Source organism: Bacillus sp. 2175, from assembly GCF_057812155.1.
In genome coordinates, this window is sequence record NZ_CM173819.1 from 851,313 (window position 1) to 869,982 (window position 18,670).

The 18,670-nt window shown below is 34.3% G+C and carries 25 protein-coding genes; 23 read left to right on the plus strand and 2 right to left on the minus strand.

The genetic code is table 11. The features are described 5' to 3' along the window. Positions 1–135 precede the first annotated feature (135 nt). The 9 genes from ACXKY9_RS04580 (at position 136) to ACXKY9_RS04620 (ending at position 8,684) form a co-directional block, all read left to right on the plus strand. Positions 136–870, plus strand: a complete 735-nt coding sequence (locus ACXKY9_RS04580) for an MBL fold metallo-hydrolase (protein ID WP_000784680.1) — start codon at positions 136–138, stop codon at positions 868–870. A 9-nt stretch (positions 871–879) separates the two neighbouring features. After that, entirely contained in the window at positions 880–1,869 is a 990-nt protein-coding gene (lplA, locus tag ACXKY9_RS04585; protein ID WP_000897275.1) for a lipoate--protein ligase, read from the plus strand. Positions 1,870–2,170: 301 nt separating this feature from the next. Next, complete coding sequence (locus tag ACXKY9_RS04590) at positions 2,171–2,599, plus strand: hypothetical protein (protein WP_000832614.1); 429 nt, start codon at positions 2,171–2,173, stop codon at positions 2,597–2,599. Between the two features lie 161 nt (positions 2,600–2,760). Continuing rightward, positions 2,761–4,293, plus strand: a complete 1,533-nt coding sequence (locus tag ACXKY9_RS04595; RefSeq protein WP_001055200.1) for a fatty acid--CoA ligase family protein — start codon at positions 2,761–2,763, stop codon at positions 4,291–4,293. Positions 4,294–4,459: 166 nt separating this feature from the next. Next, positions 4,460–4,636, plus strand: a complete 177-nt coding sequence (locus ACXKY9_RS04600) for a hypothetical protein (protein ID WP_001999272.1) — start codon at positions 4,460–4,462, stop codon at positions 4,634–4,636. A gap of 174 nt (positions 4,637–4,810) precedes the next feature. Continuing rightward, the gene (locus ACXKY9_RS04605; RefSeq protein ID WP_000758703.1) at positions 4,811–5,866 is read left to right on the plus strand and encodes a sulfate ABC transporter substrate-binding protein; all 1,056 of its coding nucleotides are present in this window, start codon (positions 4,811–4,813) and stop codon (positions 5,864–5,866) included. Positions 5,867–5,900: 34 nt separating this feature from the next. Next, positions 5,901–6,728: a sulfate ABC transporter permease subunit CysT gene (cysT, locus tag ACXKY9_RS04610; protein ID WP_001227879.1), complete on the plus strand. Its 828-nt coding sequence runs from the start codon at positions 5,901–5,903 to the stop codon at positions 6,726–6,728. Positions 6,729–6,739: 11 nt separating this feature from the next. Continuing rightward, positions 6,740–7,597 carry a sulfate ABC transporter permease subunit CysW gene (gene cysW / locus ACXKY9_RS04615; RefSeq protein ID WP_000433833.1) on the plus strand — a complete coding sequence of 286 codons (858 nt, stop codon included), beginning with the start codon at positions 6,740–6,742 and terminating at the stop codon, positions 7,595–7,597. Positions 7,598–7,610: 13 nt separating this feature from the next. Then, on the plus strand, positions 7,611–8,684 hold the full coding sequence (locus ACXKY9_RS04620; RefSeq protein ID WP_000027104.1) for a sulfate/molybdate ABC transporter ATP-binding protein: 1,074 nt from the start codon (positions 7,611–7,613) through the stop codon (positions 8,682–8,684). A gap of 209 nt (positions 8,685–8,893) precedes the next feature. On the opposite strand, the gene ACXKY9_RS04625 is transcribed toward ACXKY9_RS04620, so the two are convergent. Next, positions 8,894–9,481: a hypothetical protein gene (locus ACXKY9_RS04625; protein WP_000566763.1), complete on the minus strand. Its 588-nt coding sequence runs from the start codon at positions 9,479–9,481 to the stop codon at positions 8,894–8,896. A 512-nt stretch (positions 9,482–9,993) separates the two neighbouring features. On the opposite strand from ACXKY9_RS04625, the gene ACXKY9_RS04630 reads away from it, so the two are divergent. The 14 genes from ACXKY9_RS04630 (at position 9,994) to ACXKY9_RS04695 (ending at position 17,591) form a co-directional block, all read left to right on the plus strand. Then, on the plus strand, positions 9,994–10,239 hold the full coding sequence (locus ACXKY9_RS04630) for a hypothetical protein (RefSeq protein WP_000475561.1): 246 nt from the start codon (positions 9,994–9,996) through the stop codon (positions 10,237–10,239). A 220-nt stretch (positions 10,240–10,459) separates the two neighbouring features. Further along, entirely contained in the window at positions 10,460–10,678 is a 219-nt protein-coding gene (locus tag ACXKY9_RS04635) for a hypothetical protein (RefSeq protein WP_000516160.1), read from the plus strand. A 49-nt stretch (positions 10,679–10,727) separates the two neighbouring features. Next, positions 10,728–11,192, plus strand: coding sequence for a hypothetical protein (locus ACXKY9_RS04640; RefSeq protein ID WP_001009372.1), 465 nt, complete (start codon positions 10,728–10,730; stop codon positions 11,190–11,192). Positions 11,193–11,361: 169 nt separating this feature from the next. Further along, positions 11,362–11,715 (plus strand): hypothetical protein, encoded by a 354-nt coding sequence (locus ACXKY9_RS04645; RefSeq protein ID WP_000569001.1) that lies wholly within the window; start codon positions 11,362–11,364, stop codon positions 11,713–11,715. Between the two features lie 91 nt (positions 11,716–11,806). Then, the gene (locus ACXKY9_RS04650) at positions 11,807–12,169 is read left to right on the plus strand and encodes a hypothetical protein (protein WP_000904358.1); all 363 of its coding nucleotides are present in this window, start codon (positions 11,807–11,809) and stop codon (positions 12,167–12,169) included. Between the two features lie 154 nt (positions 12,170–12,323). Beyond that, complete coding sequence (locus tag ACXKY9_RS04655; RefSeq protein ID WP_001034376.1) at positions 12,324–12,959, plus strand: hypothetical protein; 636 nt, start codon at positions 12,324–12,326, stop codon at positions 12,957–12,959. 407 nt (positions 12,960–13,366) lie between these two features. Further along, a complete protein-coding gene (locus ACXKY9_RS04660) occupies positions 13,367–13,807 on the plus strand; it encodes a DUF7832 domain-containing protein (RefSeq protein ID WP_000487868.1) in 441 nt (146 codons plus the stop codon). A gap of 75 nt (positions 13,808–13,882) precedes the next feature. Continuing rightward, positions 13,883–14,200: a ribonuclease E inhibitor RraB gene (locus ACXKY9_RS04665; protein WP_000671650.1), complete on the plus strand. Its 318-nt coding sequence runs from the start codon at positions 13,883–13,885 to the stop codon at positions 14,198–14,200. A 259-nt stretch (positions 14,201–14,459) separates the two neighbouring features. Continuing rightward, positions 14,460–14,924 carry a DUF6882 domain-containing protein gene (locus ACXKY9_RS04670; protein WP_001251759.1) on the plus strand — a complete coding sequence of 155 codons (465 nt, stop codon included), beginning with the start codon at positions 14,460–14,462 and terminating at the stop codon, positions 14,922–14,924. A 118-nt stretch (positions 14,925–15,042) separates the two neighbouring features. Beyond that, a complete protein-coding gene (locus ACXKY9_RS04675; protein ID WP_000895167.1) occupies positions 15,043–15,717 on the plus strand; it encodes a hypothetical protein in 675 nt (224 codons plus the stop codon). Between the two features lie 40 nt (positions 15,718–15,757). Then, positions 15,758–15,916, plus strand: a complete 159-nt coding sequence (locus ACXKY9_RS04680) for a hypothetical protein (protein ID WP_001008989.1) — start codon at positions 15,758–15,760, stop codon at positions 15,914–15,916. Between the two features lie 10 nt (positions 15,917–15,926). Continuing rightward, entirely contained in the window at positions 15,927–16,409 is a 483-nt protein-coding gene (locus tag ACXKY9_RS04685) for a YxiF family protein (RefSeq protein WP_001005737.1), read from the plus strand. Between the two features lie 136 nt (positions 16,410–16,545). Next, positions 16,546–17,274 carry an Imm26 family immunity protein gene (locus tag ACXKY9_RS04690; protein ID WP_000011705.1) on the plus strand — a complete coding sequence of 243 codons (729 nt, stop codon included), beginning with the start codon at positions 16,546–16,548 and terminating at the stop codon, positions 17,272–17,274. 62 nt (positions 17,275–17,336) lie between these two features. Continuing rightward, positions 17,337–17,591, plus strand: coding sequence for a DUF7660 family protein (locus ACXKY9_RS04695; protein WP_000356076.1), 255 nt, complete (start codon positions 17,337–17,339; stop codon positions 17,589–17,591). Positions 17,592–17,633: 42 nt separating this feature from the next. On the opposite strand, the gene cytK2 is transcribed toward ACXKY9_RS04695, so the two are convergent. Beyond that, a complete protein-coding gene (cytK2, locus tag ACXKY9_RS04700) occupies positions 17,634–18,644 on the minus strand; it encodes a beta-channel forming cytolysin CytK2 (protein WP_000830636.1) in 1,011 nt (336 codons plus the stop codon). Between the last annotated feature and the right edge of the window lie 26 nt (positions 18,645–18,670).

Consider the following 18,670-nt stretch of genomic DNA (forward strand, 5'->3'; position numbering starts at 1 on the left):
AAAAATAAAAGTCAACAACTGTTTTATAACAAAATTGAAAATTAATGAAAAAGTTTAGGAAATGGATTATAGTTAACAATGTAGGATGTAAGTAAAACATGCATTTCTACTCGGTTTTAGAAAGGATGGATACATATGAAAATGACTGTTGTCGGCTTTTGGGGCGGCTTTCCAGAAGCGGGAGAAGCAACGTCGGGGTATTTGTTTGAACACGATGGTTTTCGTTTACTTGTAGACTGTGGTAGTGGTGTACTAGCACAGCTTCAAAAATATATAACACCATCTCATATAGATGCAGTTGTACTGTCACACTATCATCATGATCATGTTGCGGATATCGGGGTATTGCAATATGCGAGATTAATTATGAGCGGGGCGAAGGGGCAACTACCGGAATTACCAATATACGGCCATACCTTTGACGAGAATGGATTCCATTCTTTAACGCATGAACCACATACGAAAGGAATCGCGTACAATCCAGAAGAAACACTTCAAGTTGGACCATTCTCGATTTCGTTCTTAAAAACTGTTCATCCTGTTACATGCTTTGCGATGCGTATTACAGCTGGAGATGATGCTGTAGTATACAGCGCTGATTCAAGTTATATTCCTGAATTCATTCCATTCACGAAAGATGCTGATCTTTTCATTTGTGAGTGTAATATGTATGCACATCAAGAGGCTGCAAAAGCAGGGCATATGAATAGTACAGAAGTAGCAAGTATTGCAAAAGATGCGAATGTAAAAGAACTTTTATTAACGCACTTACCGCATACAGGCAACCCATCTGATTTAGTAACAGAAGCAAAACAAATTTTCAGTGGCCACATTACGCTAGCGCATAGTGGCTACGTATGGAACTCATGAGGTGATACGATGTTATTTATTGATAATAAAGGAATTACAGATCCTAGAATAAACTTAGCGATTGAAGAATATTGTGTGAAAAATTTAGATATTAACGAAACATATTTACTGTTCTACATTAACGAACCTTCGATTATCATTGGTAAAAACCAAAACACAGTAGAAGAAATTAATGCAGATTACGTAAAAGAAAAAGGTATTCATGTCGTTCGTCGTCTATCAGGCGGAGGCGCAGTATATCATGATTTAGGAAACTTAAACTTCAGTTTTATTACGAAAGATGATGGAGACAGTTTCAGCAACTTCAAAAAATTTACAGAACCTGTAACGAAAGCGCTTAGTAAATTAGGCGTAAATGCAGAACTAAGTGGTCGTAACGACATTTTAGCTGAAGGTAGAAAAATTTCAGGTAACGCACAGTTCGCAACGAAAGGTCGTATGTTCAGCCACGGTACGTTACTATTTGACTCTGAAATCGATCACGTCGTATCAGCGTTAAAAGTAAAAATGGATAAGATTCAATCAAAAGGAATTAAGTCAATCCGTAGCCGCGTTGCGAACATTACAGAGTTCTTAAACGAAGAAATGACGACAGAAGAGTTTAGACAACTTCTTCTAGAAACAATTTTCGAAGGAGAAACAGAAATCCCAACGTATGAATTAACAGAAGAGGATTGGAAAGCAATCCATAAACTTTCTGAAGAACGTTACCAAAATTGGGATTGGAACTACGGAAAATCACCGAAGTTCAACTTACAACATTCACACCGCTTCCCAGTTGGACAAGTTGACGTTCGTCTTGAAGTGAAAAAGGGAACAGTAACAGAATGTAAAATTTACGGCGACTTCTTCGGTTCACTAGATGTTCATGATATCGAAGAGCGTCTAACAGGCGTTCAGTTCGATAAAGATGCATTCACTGCAGCTTTAGAAGGCGTAGATATCGCACGCTACTTCGGTAACATTACAACAGAAGATTTCTTACATTTATTCTTCTAAAAATGAGGGAGGCTTCCATAACGGGCAGCCTCTTTCTTTTTTGCGTAGATTGTCAGGTTTTGTCGGTAAGTCGATATAACTGAAAAATCGCTGATATAAATTGAGTTGCGCTGATATATTTGGAAAATCGCCGATATAAACCGAGTTGCGCTGATATATTTGAAAAATCGCCGATATAAATCGAGCGGCGCTGATATAACTGAAAAATCGCTCATATAATTTCATTTACCACAAAACATAAAATCACAGGACATTTGCCCCTCGTAAAGGAATATATATATTCAAAAGGAGGCGAATCGAAATGAAAAGGGTAATGTACGTTGTATTATTACTCAGCTTCGCCGTCGGAATGACAGCGTGTAACAGTGGATCGCCCTCAAGTCGTACAATTTTGTCTATCGGAAAACCGGCTGAGGATAATGTTATATATTTTACGCATACAGATAACAAACGAAAGATACATGATATACAAGACATGTTTCAAAATAAGAAGTGGAAAAGAAATGAAACATTCAGCACTGTTAATAAAACACCAGATGTCATCTTATCAATAGATGAAGACAATATAGGGTTACCGGCATTATATGTTACAGTTTATTTTCATGAAGATGGAGCGGACGCTCTTAACTTGTTTGGAAAGCATACGACGTTACATAAAGAGGAACTTGATAAACTTAGAGAAAAGATGAGTGCATATTATCCTAAAATGATTTTTGGTCTAGTGTTATAAATTACTTGTAAATAAAATCCCCTTATTTTTCCAAAGTAAACTAAGAGAAGGTGATCTGTCTATATGCAGTTAATAGAATATCACTTGCCACTTTAATTTTCTTTTAATATAATTAATTTAGAATTTTTAAATATTCTAAATTTTATAAAGGTGGGGTTTTTGTGAATCTCGTTCAATCTTTGGCTGAAACGGCAAAAAAGAAGGGGGAAAAACCGGCTTATATATTTATGGATCAGTCGGTCTCATATGACCAATTAAACAAAATGGTCACAAGGTTTTCTAGCAATTTAGCAGAAATGGGCATTGGAAAAGGGGACAATGTCGCATTAGTTGTTGGGAACTCACCACATTTTTTGGTCGGTTTATACGGAACAATGAAAGCCGGAGCAACTGTTATTCCAGTTAATCCAATTTATACAGCAGACGAAATGCATTATATTTTACAAAATGGAGATGTAAAAACAATCATCGTACTCGACGTCCTTCTACCTGTTATACAATCTCTTACAACAAGACTTCCTTCATTAGAAAACATCATCATATGCGAAACCTCATCAGATTTTAACCATACAGAAACCGAAAAAATGAAAACGTTTACTAGTTTTGTGGGGACTGGAGATACAACTTACGAAGGTCCTGAACTAGATGAAGAAGATGTAGCGGTTATTCTATACACATCGGGCACAACTGGAAAACCGAAAGGCGCTATGTTAACACATAAAAATTTATATAGTAATGCGAACGATGTGGCGTCGTATTTACAATATACGGCTGATGACCGCGTTGTTGCGGCACTGCCTATGTTCCATGTATTCTGTTTAACAGTTGCGGTAAATGCACCGATTGTGAACGGGGCAACGATTTTAATGTTACCGAAATTTAGTCCGAAAGAAGTATTCCGTATTTGTCGCACGTACGAACCAACGATCTTTGCTGGCGTACCGACGATGTACAATTATTTATATTTATTTGAAGAAGCAAGCGCAGAAGATGTGAAGACGCTTCGCCTTTGTATTTCCGGTGGTGCATCGATGCCTGTTGCTCTTCTGCAAAACTTTGAAAAACGTTTTAACGTTATTGTTTCAGAAGGATACGGTTTATCAGAAGCATCACCAGTTACTTGTTTCAATCCGCTAGATCGTCCTCGGAAACCAGGATCAATTGGCACAAATATTTGGCATGTAGAAAATAAAATTGTAAATGAACTTGGGGAAGAAGTACCTGTCGGCGCAGTCGGTGAATTAATTGTTCGCGGACCTAACGTTATGAAAGGATACTATAATGCACCAGAAGATACAGCTGCGACATTGAAAGACGGCTGGCTATATACAGGTGACTTGGCGAAAATGGATGAAGAAGGTTACTTCTATATCGTGGATCGTAAAAAAGATATCGTCTTAGTTGGCGGTTATAACGTATACCCTCGTGAAGTAGAAGAAGTATTATATACGCACGAATCAGTAGCGGAAGTTGTCGTAATCGGTGTTCCTGATGAAAACTTAGGAGAAGCTGTGCGAGCGTACGTCGTTTTGAAGCAAGCAAACGTAACAGAAGAAGAACTAATGCATTACTGTACGTTACATTTAGCGAAATATAAAGTGCCGAAAAGCATTGAGTTTTTAATAGAATTGCCGAAGAATACGACGGGTAAGTTGTTAAGAAGAGCATTGAGAGAGAAAGCGATGCAAGTGTAAAAATGAGGCAACCATCTTTGGAGGTGGTTGCCTCATTTTTTTTGTATTGATTAAGCTGTGGTGCCATATATTTAAACCTGTATATGACCAACAAGGAGGGGACATACGTAGAACAGAAGAAATTAACGCTTACGTCGGGTGCAATATCTTATTTGTTAAATTATGGATGAACTCTGAAAGTGATAAGAACGGTAATTTTAATCAAAATGGAGTAGTGGACTGTGAATCAATGGCTACGGTGTTAGTAAATGCATATAAATTAGAATGGAATGAAAATAGTAAGTTACCAAAAGAATTTGCTGATTTGAAAAATCATTGGGCTCAACGTATGCCAATATTTTAGTTTAATAAGAAAATTCAAATTCCAAGTTGACACATGCGAATTACAGAATTAAAATGAAAAGAAATCGAATAGAATACATTAGAAGCTAATCAGATAAACTGAAGGCGCACAATGTTCACATTTGTGAATATATTGTGTGCCTTTTTCTATTGTATAAACTAAGGGGGCTTAACGATGAAAAAGTGGGGTAAGACAGCGTTTATGAAAAGTACAGGTGTTTTATTATCAGCAGTTGTACTTTTATCAGGGTGTGGTTCGGCAACATCCACTAGTAATTCTGAAGGAAGTGGAGATAAAAAAACAGTTGAGCTTTTAAATGTTTCTTATGATCCAACGAGGGAGTTATATCAAGATTTCAATAAAGATTTTGCGAAGTATTGGAAAGAGAAGCACGGGCAAACAGTAAATGTAAAACAATCACACGGGGGATCTGGAAGTCAAGCGCGCTCTGTTATTGATGGCTTAGAAGCAGACGTTGTTACACTAGCACTTGCTTATGATATTGATGCGATTAGTAAGAAAAAACAATTAGCAGAAGATTGGCAGAAGCGACTTGCGAATAATTCCACTCCATACACGTCAACAATTGTATTTCTTGTTCGAAAAGGAAACCCGAAAGGTATTAAAGACTGGGATGATTTAACGAAAAAAGGTGTGTCTGTCATTACACCAAACCCAAAAACATCAGGCGGGGCACGTTGGAACTATTTAGCGGCGTGGGGATACGCACTGAAAAAATATAATAATAGTGAAGATAAGGCGAAAGAGTTTGTTAGCCAAATTTATAAAAACGTAGAAGTATTAGATTCAGGAGCGCGCGGAGCAACGACAACATTTGTTGAAAAAGGAATTGGTGACGTATTAATCGCATGGGAAAATGAAGCGTTATTATCCCAAAAAGAGCTTGGAAAAGATAAATTTGAAATTGTAACCCCTTCTATTAGTGTACTTGCAGAACCACCAGTAGCGGTTGTAGATAAAGTCGTTGATAAAAAAGGAACGAAAAAAGTAGCAGAAGGGTATCTTGAATATTTGTACTCAGAAAAAGGACAGGAAATTGCGGCAAAAAACTTTTATCGTCCACGTAATGAAAAAGTAGCAGAAAAATATACATCTCAATTTCCGAAAGTTCAATTATTTACAGTAGATGAACTATTTGGTGGCTGGAAAAAAGCGCAGGAGAAACACTTTAATGACGGCGGCGTATTCGATAAAATTTATCAAAAATAATGCGTACTGCTAAAGGGGGATGAGGTGAAAGAGGATGAGGAAGAAACGTGTTTTACCAGGGTTTGGATTATCGCTTGGATTTACAATGTTGTACATGAGTTTATTCGTACTTATACCACTTTCTATCGTATTTATTCAAACTTCACAGTTAGGTTGGAAGAAGTTCGCTGGGGTTATAACGAACGAGCGTGTGTTGCATTCCTATCAAGTTAGTTTTACAACTTCATTTGCAGCTGCTATTGTAAATGCCATTTTCGGTTTATTAATAGCATGGGTGCTCGTACGCTACAAATTTCCAGGAAAAAGACTATTAGATGGACTCATTGATTTACCGTTTGCACTTCCGACAGCTGTAGCTGGTATTACACTTACAACGCTTTATGCGGAAAATGGATGGATTGGGAAAATATTTAGTCTGTTTCATATAAAAGTAGCTTTTACACCACTCGGAATTATCGTTGCGCTTACTTTTATCGGTTTACCATTTGTCGTTCGAATGGTGCAACCAGTGCTGCAAAATATTGATAAAGAAGTAGAAGAGGCAGCTTCGAGTTTAGGTGCATCCCGCTTACAAATATTTGTGAAAATCATTTTACCAGAAATCTTTCCCGCTCTTCTTGCCGGTTTTTCACTCGCATTTGCAAGAGCATTAGGAGAATACGGATCTGTCGTTTTCATCGCAGGTAATATGCCGATGAAAACAGAAATTGCACCACTGATGATTATGACGAAACTAGAACAATATGATTACGCGGGGGCAACAGCTGTAGCGACCGTGATGCTTATTATTTCCCTCCTTTTCCTTCTTCTTATTAATATGATTCAAAGCTGGAGTAGAAGGCATGAACTAAAAAGTGAATAGGAGGAGAGAAAATGGAACCAACATTATTAGAAAAGAAAATAGTAAAAAGCGTATCAGCTAAAAAAGAATCTAAGCTTGTACCAGGCGTATTAATTACGATTACAGTTTTATTTTTATCTCTCTTTCTATTACTGCCACTCATAACTATTTTTCTAAAAGCCTTTGAAAGAGGGATGGATGTATACATTGCCGCTATTACAGATCAAGAAGCATTTTCAGCAATTAGATTAACGCTTCTCGTTGCGTTAATCGTTGTGCCGCTTAATACGATATTTGGGGTAGCGGCCGCGTGGCTTATTACAAAGTTTCAGTTTAAAGGAAAACAAGTATTACTCTCTCTTATTGAACTGCCGTTTGCTGTGTCACCAGTTATCGCAGGATTAGTATTCGTCTTACTTTTCACACCGAGGGGTGCTCTTGGCGAATGGTTACTTGAACATGGAGTGAAACTCATTTTCTCTGTACCAGGCATTATTATTGCAACAATCTTTGTAACCTTCCCGTTCGTTGCACGTGAATTAATTCCGATTATGCAGGCGCAAGGGAAAAGTGAAGAAGAGGCAGCTTTATCACTTGGCGCAAGTGGCTGGAAAATGTTTTGGCGCGTTACGCTTCCAAATATCAAATGGGGTCTTTTATACGGCATGATTCTATGTAATGCCCGTACTATCGGTGAGTTTGGAGCCGTTTCTGTCGTATCAGGTCACGTGCGTGGCATTACGAACACGATGCCGCTCCATATTGAAATTTTGTACAATGAATATCAATTTTCAGCAGCATTTGCAGTAGCGACGTTAATGTCATTAATTGCAGTGTGTACACTCATTATAAAAAACTGGATTGAATGGCGAATGGAAAAACGCCAATAAGAGGGGGATTACGGTGAGTATTCAAATTCAAGGTGTATCAAAGCAATATGGTACATTTCAAGCACTAACAGACATTCATTTGGATATTCCAAAAGGTGAACTTGTTGCCTTATTAGGCCCGTCAGGTTCTGGGAAAACGACGTTATTACGCATTATTGCAGGATTAGAAGAAGCGGATGGAGGCTCTGTTTCATTTGATGGGGAAGATCTAACAGACATTCACGTGAAAAACAGGCAAGTCGGTTTCGTCTTTCAGCACTATGCGCTCTTTAAACATATGAATGTATTTGAGAATGTCGCTTTCGGTTTAAAAGTAAGAAAGAAAAGCTTAAGACCGTCAGCAGAAGCGATAGAAGAAAAGGTAACAGAATTATTAAAGCTCGTAAAAATGGATGGCTTTGCTAAACGTTATCCAGCGCAATTATCTGGTGGACAACGTCAACGTATTGCACTAGCCCGGGCACTTGCAGTCGAACCGAAAATTTTATTACTTGATGAACCGTTCGGTGCACTCGATGCAAAGGTGAGAAAAGAATTACGAAGATGGCTCCGAAAATTACATGACGAATTTCAAATTACGAGCGTATTCGTAACGCATGATCAAGAAGAAGCGTTAGACGTTGCAGACCGCATCGTTGTAATGAATGAAGGCTGCATTGAACAAATGGGAACACCGGAAGAAGTATATGAAAATCCAGCAAGTCCGTTTGTATATGACTTTTTAGGAAATGTAAATTTATTTCACGGCCGCGTTCATAAAGGAAAGCTAAATGTAGGATCGGTCGAACTAGAAGCACCAGAGCATAAGCACGTTTCAAACGTAGACGGAATAGCCTATGTAAGGCCGCATGACTTATCAATCTCTCGTACGAAACAAAGTGTAGATGCAATCCCAGCAAAAGTATCTTATTCTCACGCAGTCGGAAATATCGTATATGTAGAATTAAAACGAGACGAAACAGATGAATATTTAGAAGCAGAAATTACGAAAGAACAGTTCAAACAGCTGAACATTCAAGCGGGTGATTTCGTATACGTACAGCCGAAAGAAGTGAAAGTGTTTATTCCGGAGGATTTTGTAATTTAAGAGTGTTTACTCTTAAATTACAAAATCTATTAATAAGAAAAGGTCTCCTAAAAGATATTTTAGGAGACCTTTTCTTTGTTTATCGTAATAACTTTTTCTCATATGAAATGTAGTAGGAAGTTTGTATATATAATAGCGGAGCGTGTTCAAACAACTATTTGATATGAGTAGTAATGAAGATATTCTTCCTACTTTCTTACATAAAATTTTTAATTTTGGATATTTGTATCATATGTTTCTGCAACAAACACAAAGTCTACATGCTCTTTATCAATAAAAATACTTGTTTTAGATGGAAGACCTGTTATGGTAGAAACAATATCAACCTCAACAAGGTCAAATCCTACACGATAAGCATCTGCAATTTCAATTCCACCAGTTAGAAAATGCAATCCATCCCCAAATGACTTAAATACAAATACATTTTCTTTCAAACTTTTATTATCCATTTCAATCCATTCTTCGTTAATATAAATCTTAAATGTCGTGCACTTTGGAACACACTCGATGTGATGTATCCCTTTATAACTATTAAGCGAAAACATATAGGTATGAGTTTCTTTAAAGTTAATATCTATCCCGTATTTAAAAGCAAAGGTTTTATATACCATCTCATAAAACAATGGCATTACAATATCATCCCATGCGTCATAGGCAAAAGCATGAATTGGTATTAGATGAGGATATAAACTTACAATCGCTTTTTGAAAATTAAGTAAGATGGTTGTATCTGTAATTTCTTTTAAAGAATCATCTATTTCATGGTCATAATCTTTCGAAATTCTGTTATCAATCATATGACAAACTCCTTACATAGTCTTCTATATACTACGTTTTTCCGCATCATCAGTTTGTTCCTTCTGCAACTAAATTGCAAGTTTAACCGATGATTCCAAAAAAGCCCTTTTCTTATTTTATCAATCATTAAATGGGGTGGGATACTACAAGCATTAATGAGAAAAGAAATCGTCTTTTCTTTTTTTATGATAGATGTATTTATTTTTAAACTGCATTTACTTTACTCTTTATTTCATTTAGATTTGAATATGTAACATTATTGTGTTGAAAAATATTTCAGCGAGGTGAGTTTATGAAAGGAAAGAAATGGTATAGGCAATTAGTCGTGATGGTGTAGGAGTATCATCTAAGGCCATTTTAAATGTTGTTAAAACTGGTAAAAAAGTTATACAAAGTGGCGGTAGAACTAAATATACTAGTAAACAGGCTGTAGTAGTTTTAAATAAAAAAGGTAAAGTAATTACAACTTTTGCTAAAGGTTCAAAATACATAAGGAAAGGAAAAAATAAGTTTGTTTAAATTAAATAAAGAGATGCAGATTTTATTGAAACAGACATTAGAATCACAAAATAAACATTTACTATGGTTAAATGCTTATGAAGACTTACGTATGATAGAAACTGAAAAAATAAATAAATTGAGAGATATTATAGAAGATGAATTAATGGAGAAAGGTTTTGATGAACGAGACAATATAAACGATTTGGGAAGAGCATTAGAAGAGCTAATTGATATCTTAGGAAATTTAATACCTTAGAAAATGTTAAGCTGTATGGCAACGTTTTTAGCAGATGGAAAGTTCCATTAATTACAGAATGAAAGATTATATAACTTTTAACAATGCGCTTAATACGAGTGTAGCTATGATTAGAGGGTTTTGTATGTGTAAAATAACTTCAAAAATATAAGGATATATTTTGAGGGTGTATGATTATATAGTATATTTATTGATTCGAATCTTTAAAAGGAGGGGAAACATGGGGAAAATAATAGGGATTATTCTGATTATAGGTGGTATGATTCCATTAATTTATGCAATGATGCAAATCTATCGTCAATGGAAAGAAAAAGGGCCTTCTTTTGCTCTTAAATCAATAATTTTCCTAGTCGTAAGCATTTTGCTAGATACTGCAACAACTATTATATTGTGTATAGTAACAGTATTCATTGGTATTTGTTTAATTATCTACACATAATAAGTTCAAGAAGGCTAACTTATCGATTGTTACTAATTGGAGGGATTGGATGAACTTCATTTTACATGGATCTAAATATACAGTTTTAGCTTCCGTTTTTGACTCATTTCAAGGTAGGGAAAAAGAGTTTAATTGGCTTATAACAGACATGGAGAATGTCGCACATCAGGAAGAGAAACTTATCCGAGATTATCCTAAAATGTCGCATCCAATAGTTTGGATAGCAGGTGAAGATCTTTCAAATCTCGTAAAGAAATATAATCCTCAATTTATTTGGGGTGTACTATCTGCGTTTGATAAGTCTATAAACATTGATATTAATAATTTGCTTGTAGAACCCTATGCAAATGGAAATGAAGGGCTCTGGGTACCAAGTCCAAATATTCAGCACCCTCAAGCAAAACTTGAAATTGTTTGTTGGGATTCGTATGTAACGCTTTTTTTTAGTAAAGATGAGGACATCGATGATAAATTTCAAGACTATTTCAAGTCCGCTAAAAAATTGGATTTTTAAATAGGTCGTCCTTGAGTAATAAAATGAATGTATGAATAGTAATCTCTTTGATGATTATTGGAATATTAGCTAGTATTTTTGAAAAAGTAACTTGTAAAACTTCGGAGTGAATTGTTAACTTTTGATGCGATAGGAAATCGTAAATAAATTTATGAAGGAGAATTTAGAGTTGATAGAGTTTTTTGGATATTTATTAATTTTGGTTTTAAATATGCTAGTAGCATCTATCGTATTTTTACAAGAGTACTGCATAGGTAGTATAAGACTGTCTCATTATAGGAGAATCTTTGCTACGGTCATGGCTATACGTTCATTGGTGAGTATATGGATCATTTACCCTATGACAGCTACTCTGTTAGGGACGCTAAATATTTTAGTGATTCAATCAATTATATTACTTTTCCTTTGGGGGCTTATGCAGTGTGTAAAGAAGTACAGAGGAAAGTGGTATATTACAATGATTGCACTTATTATTTATGCTCTTAGCTGTTATTTTCATATTATGTATGCGAAAACTGTATAGATAATGAGAGGGTATTTGTAGACCTAGTTACATGATAGTAAGAATCTTTAATGAAAATTATAATAAAATGATGTCAAAAGGGAGACTAAAAGTGCTTATAGAATTTTTAGAATTCATTTCTATCTTGGCTTTAGTAGTTGTATTAACATTAACTGTTATGTTGCAAGATATATTTTTTATAAATATAAATAAACAATATACTGAAACACGTATTGGGGCGATTATTTTTTGTATTCGGATGTTGTTCGGGACATGGGTAGTATTTGTTACGGAAACTACTATAATTGCTGTCTCAAAAGTGACTGCAATTCAATTAATTATTTTACTTCTTTTTTGGGCATGTTCGAAGTATGTACAAAAAACTCGTGAAAATTGGCTAATTACTATAGTTGCTTTTGTTATTTATGGTGTTGGTACATACTTGTATATTCAGTTTGCTTTTAGAGGCTATTAATATATCACCAGAAAAGTTAGTGGTTAGAAAGATGCATTTGTTAAATGTGTATATGAAGGAAGAGCGAATATAGGCTCTTTTTTCTTTATATATAGGATAGGACATGTATCTAATCCTCGTGGGACAAATCAAAATAGAGAGCGGAAGGAATTATATGAACAAAAAAGAATTAAAATTAAAGCTACTGCAAGGTCTAGGTGAAGAGTTAAAAGAAGACGGTTATAAGACTATAACTACACAACAAGACCTGGTGAAAAAATTTGATAAAGGAAAAATCGGTATACATTTAGCCTTTATCAATCACCTAGAAGATTTTGATGTGACGGTGGATGTGGGAATTCGTTTTGATGAATTAGAAAATATGAAAAATCAATGGGCTGACGGTTTAACAATTAGAGAGAAAAAGGAGACCTATACAATTGGAGTTGATTTAGGGAATTTAGTCTATAGAGAGCAAAAAAGGTGGCGTGTTGAAAAGGAAGAAGATATTTTACCTGTTACTATGGATATTTTAAAAGAAGTTAAGGAATACTTCATTCCATATATTGATAAGTATGTAGATATGGAAAATGTATTTGATTTATGTGTAAGAGATGATGATGAGGCTGGATTAATAGGGACAATATTTGATGGGACGCGAGCACAAAATGCTATTGGATTAGCCTTGTTATTAAATAAAGAAGAGATATTAGAACAAATCATTGAGAAAAAGAGAGAGTATTTAAAGACGAGGGATAAATTTGAATTGGAGTTATTTGAAAACTTTCTTTCTAATATGAATCTAGGATAAACAAGGTTAGTTATTCATTTTCGTGATTATAGTGGGGTTAATTGTTTATATCTGGTTTTTCTGGTTGGAAAAACATTAAACTCTAGATTTTCTATTAATCATAAATATTGGTAACCCCTAGAAGGAAACATTTGACGTTTTTATGATTAGATACAAACTTCGAATGTAACTTATAGGGGTTTTTATTTACAGGTTTTATAATACTGGAAAGCCCATATCGAATTTTAGCCGGTTTGAGATAGTGCCTGCGAGTGATGATGGTGCACTGTAACCTTGAGCAGTAGCGATAGACTTAGCCTTTGGAAGCAAAAACCCCACAGAGTCTAGTCAACTTACCTTTTTAAAAAGTGTATCAAAGAATTATTTATTTGAGCTCAATTATATTATGTGAAATAGGAGTGAGAATCTTGTTCCAAACAATAATTTACGATAAAGCTAAATATCATTATGAAGGAGATTTCCCACAAGAATTACCGATGGAGCAAGCATTTGTACATACTGGAATGTTCTTAGGTTGGATTATTGATAATAATTTATTTAGTGATGAATTTTTAGAAGAGACTGAAGAGGAAATTAATAAATTTAAGCTTAGAAAAATGACTGGAACTCAAGTTTATATGTTCTGGGATGGGGTTTTAAGCGATGACATGTTAAATGATGAAGGGAATCAATTTGCAATAGATTATTTTGATTTTGAAAAAGGTTTATATTTAGATGATTATGATGATGTATTTTTAGAGTGTGATACATTATATCAAGTGCAAGATACTTGGGAAAATTACTTTAAATTAAAAGAAGTGATTGATATTAGGTATACAGAATGGAAAAAACTTAAAAATAACGGGTAAAGAGGACTTTAAGTAATGGAATATTTTTTGTTCCAAATGAAGGTTTATTATATGCTATAGAAAAGGGGAGAAATAATGAAATTCCCAAAAGATGAAGATGGACAAGTATTAAATATGTTATACAAGCAAGGTATAGATTTTAATAAAAAACATATAGTAGATTTCTTTATTGCAATTCCTGATCAAGGTAATGGAGAAAAAATAATTGGCAGACTACAAGAGCTGGGCTTAAATTGTGAATTAGATTATAATGAAGAATTTGAAGATTGGACGTGTACTTGTTCTAAAGAAATGTTCTTAATTTATGAGGATATTGTAGAGATGCAAAAGGAATTGAATAAACTGGGTGAAGAGTTTGGTGGATATACAGATGGTTGGGGTGCATTTGTGTAATGTTGAATTTATTTATCGTGATAAAATAAATTAGACGAAGTAAAGAAACTATTTACGGAAAGAAGGGCTTATATAAGTTCTTCTTTCTTTGTATATATTAAGATATCTTAGTAATAGAAACGTATATGATATGTGGGCGGGGGCTACTGGTAAAAGCCCAATTGGTAAGGGCTAATTAAAGTTTCACTTTATATAGGTTTTGAGAGAGTAAGATATATTGTTTGTAGCGGAGATCTTGAAGGAAGGGAGCGTGTGATAATTGGCAATGACGGATGAACAATTCGAAAATTATCTTGTTATGTGTTATGACAAATTAGAAAGTAAACAGCAAAAATTCATTTCAGATTATAATATCTATAACTTTGATGAGTATTGGTATGATCAAGATCAATGTATATTACAGTTTAAAAAAAATGGTCAAGTATTACTTGAATTTAGTGTTGTTTTTATAGGTTCTTGGTCTGAAAAGAGTAACAGTTGGATGTGGTCTTGGGCTAATGAGAATGTGGCTGATTATGCAAGAAGTAAGTCTAACTGTTTGAAAGATTTACAAAAGATTACAGGAAGTGAGGTTTTTATAAATCCACTTTTTGAATGCGATCAAGAAATGGCGTATGAGCTAGCAGCCTTTTCCATTGAATATTTAGATGCAGAAGGAGTGTATATAGCACCAGGTGAGAGAAGTGATGTATTTATGGCTGTTATGTCACCGTGTGCGTTGTGAGTAGAGCATATTAAAAATATAGATAAGATAGAATGAAAAAGGAGTACAGTTTAATAAATTAATAAAAGGTATCATAGGTCCCCGATGCATGGTGATAAATTTAAAGGAGTGAATTATATTGCTTGAAGTAAAGTTTTACGATTGGAAAAAAAAACGTCCTAAAAAACATTATTTGCTTGTACATGAAATTAGAATTTTTGAGCTAATTTTCTCAAAGAAAGTTAGCGAGTTTGAGATGGGATTAAGAGAGATTGAAAAAGTAACTGTCTTTTGTTTAGCTAACGAAAACACTGATATTTCATATGAAGTGAATAGAGCTTTGGGTGAAATTCGTATATATGTTCCATATGATTTTATGGACTTTTTAGCATTAAATTCAGTTGAAGAGAAATACAAAGAGTTTTGCAAATTAGTACGCCAATATGTTGTCCCTGGACTTGAAGAAAACTCTACTCTTTCATCATCTGTTGTTAAAGGGTATATAGAGGAATCTTTAGATGAAATTGTGAAGCAAAACTATGAAGGAATATTTTTAGTTGGGAAGACACCTAAGAAAAGCCCAAGCCGTAAGAGGATAGCGATATTAAAAGGAATTCATCGTGTTAAAGGTTTCCAACTACGATGTGAAGTGTATGATGAAAAGGGATTAAAGATTCGAGATCAACTATTGGTGGAAGAAGTAGGAAATGAAATGGTGTATGCAAGATTTTTGGGTACCTTAAAATGGGAAAGTGAAAATCTAATAGTAGTTCAATCTAAATCCAGTAGTTGGAAAGAAGAAATCTATCTTTAATAACAAGGTTGTATAGTAGAAAGAGGGTTGTAGAGCATAAATGAATTTTTTTCGAAAAAATAAATTAAGTGACATTCAGAAAAAGTACTATGAACATTTTGGAGAGCCGATTCAATTTGTTAATTATTATAGCTGTGGATCGGTTATGTATTTTCAAACGGATGATACGCTTTATTATGTTAATTTACTGAATGTATGAGGTGATAAATGTGAATGAACGTTTAAAGAAAATAGCAATGTTAAGAGAAAAGGTCGAGGAAAAGGCTACTAGAGAAAAGTTTTTAATGTTATGTCCGTCTATAAAAGAATTTGAGATTATTAGCGGGAAGAAAATTGCTTCATTAGTAAACTTTTTAATTGATGAAACACCGAATCCTATTAAAGTTATGAGTAAATTAAATGCTGAACAAGTTATCAATGAAATAAAAGAATTTGAACGTGAATTAACTAGTTTATTGTCTAAGAAGATTATTCTATGGTATGCACATGAAAATTGGGACTTTGGTGTGCAAATAGAGTTGGAAGATTTCATGTTATATATAAAAGAAGTATTACATTTCATTGGATATGATGATGCTCAAAGATCATTAATTTATTCTAGCCTTATTGTAGTAGATGCATCTATGAGAAGTGGCTTTACTTTTCTAAAGAATGAGTATGATCTTGAAATAGTACTATGGAAAGAAGGCTGAATGTATTAGAGTGTTTTGAAACAAATTGGATGAATGGTTGGGTTTATTATTAGAAGAAGTGGTGCGTGTTTTAGTGTGATAGAAAGAAAAAGAGAGTCTTCAAGGGATATGTATAAGAGAGTAAAGGAGAGAAAATATGTCTTTTTATAAAGAGGAAATAAAAGGGGATAAATTGATTATAAGTGATGAAAGCATTGATATTTTAATGGATGCTTTTCAAGAGATTGAAAAGATATATAATGAAGGGCCTCACAGATTACCAAATATAAATGAGTTAGAGATAATGTTAAAAAATGCATTAGAAATGCAGAGTGATAGTTTTTCTTTAGAGGAACAAGAAGTAGTAGATTGTAAGTTTAAATTAAAAAAGCGTCGCAAAAAATCATTTAAGCCAGGGATAGTTTTTGCGATAAATCTTAAAAATATTAATAAGTATGGGTACGGCATGTTAGTGAAAGGCCAAAATGTTACGCGGCCATATGATGGGGAAACATATATAGAATATTTTTCTTTATTTACAGATGAAAAAATACGGATAAGCGAGTTTAAAAACTATTACAAGAATCAAAAAGAAGTATTATTTACGGCGTATACTGCCTGGTCTGGTTGGTTAGATGGTGATTGGAAAATTATTGGTGGATTACCAATGGAATTGTTTGATCCGGGGGAGTATAATCTTCCAGATTTTGTGTTTGAGAATAAGGATCAGGGGACTTATTTTGTAAGCCGAGGGAGAGCAGATGGTCCTTTAATCGATTTTGAAATGGTTAGTGAAGAAGAAGGGAAGAAAATTAAAAATCCTTCAGGGATAGCAGGACAATATGTTATAGAAGATTGGTTGGAAGAGAAATATAGCATTTTATAAAAAAGAATGTTTTTGTGTTGAAGAGATCGAGGATTTTACTTGTATTTGAAAGGAGTAATAATATGGATATTTATGAGTTGGCTAATGGTGTAGATTCAAAAGAAAAATTAGTAGAATTCCTGTTTTATTTTCAAAAAGATTTCAAAGAAAATAAAGATGAGTGGGAGAATATAACATTAGAAGATTATTTAGAATCAATGGAAGCATGGCTAAATGATTGTGATGGTGCTTTTCAAAATAAAGGTGAAGAGATGCCTAAAAATATATCATGGAATTTCATAGCGACGGTATTACTCGCAGGATCTTATTATGAGTAAGTAAAAAACGAAGAGTCTAAATAGTCCCTTCGTTTTTTCACTTTATTTTTTCTCTACTAATTTCTTATTCTTCCAATCTAGTGTGAACAATTTATTAAATGTTTTTTGATCAACGTCTTTTACGTTGTTTCCAACCCAGTTTGCAGTTCCGAATGTGTAGCCTGGACGAAGTTGGTAGTCGTCGGCGTGTTTTGTATAAGCGACCTGTAAGTTAGATTGATCTGTATTTTTTTCAGAGATAACAACAGCAATCATACCAGGAGAGAAACCACTATTTGTTAGCGCTGGAAGTTGATCCATCGGTATTAAATTACCTTTTGCATCAGATTCATATAGGTATGTGCGAGAGTACATGAAAAGTTGGTTTCCATATAAAGAATGATAGGAGTCACGTGTATAAATACCCCAGTTTTGATTGTTATATCCGTTAAAGAATACGTTCCACTTTACGTTTTTGTTTGTTTGGTCAATTAAATTTGTTTTATAACTAGTTTGTTTATAGCTTACAGAGTCAGACCAAGTGACTTGACCAGTTGCACCAGCTTCACCGCTAGGGCCATTAGGCGTTACAGAAGCTTTAACAGAGCCACCAAGTTGATAAGATACGCTAGATGTTACAGTCGTTTCTTCTACAGCATTTGTAGGCGCTACGTTAAAGAAACGAGCGCTGTTATCTTGAAGGTTAAATGCAACATCATATTGTGAAGGATAACGTAATGTTGCACTAGCGCCAGGGATTGGGTAGTTATCAATAGGTGCATCACTTATAGTAGGATTTGCTTTTAGAAAACTACCAGTTGTATTAATAACGGCAATCTGTTTATCAGCGCTAGGGTCATCGATAAAAGTTACCTTTAAAGACATTGTCATATTATCAGCTTGATCATTATTAAATGTATTATAGCTCGTATGTGTTTTTGCATTTTGCCCGATATCTGTTACAACTTGTGATGTTGTTTGAGCGTAAGCAGCAGGTGTTGAAAGAGTTATAGCACTACTAGCAAAAACAGCGGATAATGCTAAATATTTTAAGTATGTTTTAGAACGTTTCATACAATCACTTCCTTTTATCTTTGTCG

What these genes read in the sequence shown, in the direction of transcription:
- ACXKY9_RS04580 (WP_000784680.1), top strand. Translation starts at nt 136, where the DNA reads ATGAAAATGACTGTTGTCGGCTTTTGGGGCGGCTTTCCAGAAGCGGGA.
- lplA (WP_000897275.1), top strand. Translation starts at nt 880, where the DNA reads ATGTTATTTATTGATAATAAAGGAATTACAGATCCTAGAATAAACTTA.
- ACXKY9_RS04590 (WP_000832614.1), top strand. Translation starts at nt 2,171, where the DNA reads ATGAAAAGGGTAATGTACGTTGTATTATTACTCAGCTTCGCCGTCGGA.
- ACXKY9_RS04600 (WP_001999272.1), top strand. Translation starts at nt 4,460, where the DNA reads ATGAACTCTGAAAGTGATAAGAACGGTAATTTTAATCAAAATGGAGTA.
- ACXKY9_RS04605 (WP_000758703.1), top strand. Translation starts at nt 4,811, where the DNA reads ATGAAAAAGTGGGGTAAGACAGCGTTTATGAAAAGTACAGGTGTTTTA.
- cysT (WP_001227879.1), top strand. Translation starts at nt 5,901, where the DNA reads ATGAGGAAGAAACGTGTTTTACCAGGGTTTGGATTATCGCTTGGATTT.
- cysW (WP_000433833.1), top strand. Translation starts at nt 6,740, where the DNA reads ATGGAACCAACATTATTAGAAAAGAAAATAGTAAAAAGCGTATCAGCT.
- ACXKY9_RS04625 (WP_000566763.1), bottom strand. Translation starts at nt 9,481, where the DNA reads ATGATTGATAACAGAATTTCGAAAGATTATGACCATGAAATAGATGAT.
- ACXKY9_RS04635 (WP_000516160.1), top strand. Translation starts at nt 10,460, where the DNA reads ATGGGGAAAATAATAGGGATTATTCTGATTATAGGTGGTATGATTCCA.
- ACXKY9_RS04640 (WP_001009372.1), top strand. Translation starts at nt 10,728, where the DNA reads ATGAACTTCATTTTACATGGATCTAAATATACAGTTTTAGCTTCCGTT.
- ACXKY9_RS04655 (WP_001034376.1), top strand. Translation starts at nt 12,324, where the DNA reads ATGAACAAAAAAGAATTAAAATTAAAGCTACTGCAAGGTCTAGGTGAA.
- ACXKY9_RS04665 (WP_000671650.1), top strand. Translation starts at nt 13,883, where the DNA reads ATGAAATTCCCAAAAGATGAAGATGGACAAGTATTAAATATGTTATAC.
- ACXKY9_RS04680 (WP_001008989.1), top strand. Translation starts at nt 15,758, where the DNA reads ATGAATTTTTTTCGAAAAAATAAATTAAGTGACATTCAGAAAAAGTAC.
- ACXKY9_RS04690 (WP_000011705.1), top strand. Translation starts at nt 16,546, where the DNA reads ATGTCTTTTTATAAAGAGGAAATAAAAGGGGATAAATTGATTATAAGT.
- ACXKY9_RS04695 (WP_000356076.1), top strand. Translation starts at nt 17,337, where the DNA reads ATGGATATTTATGAGTTGGCTAATGGTGTAGATTCAAAAGAAAAATTA.
- cytK2 (WP_000830636.1), bottom strand. Translation starts at nt 18,644, where the DNA reads ATGAAACGTTCTAAAACATACTTAAAATATTTAGCATTATCCGCTGTT.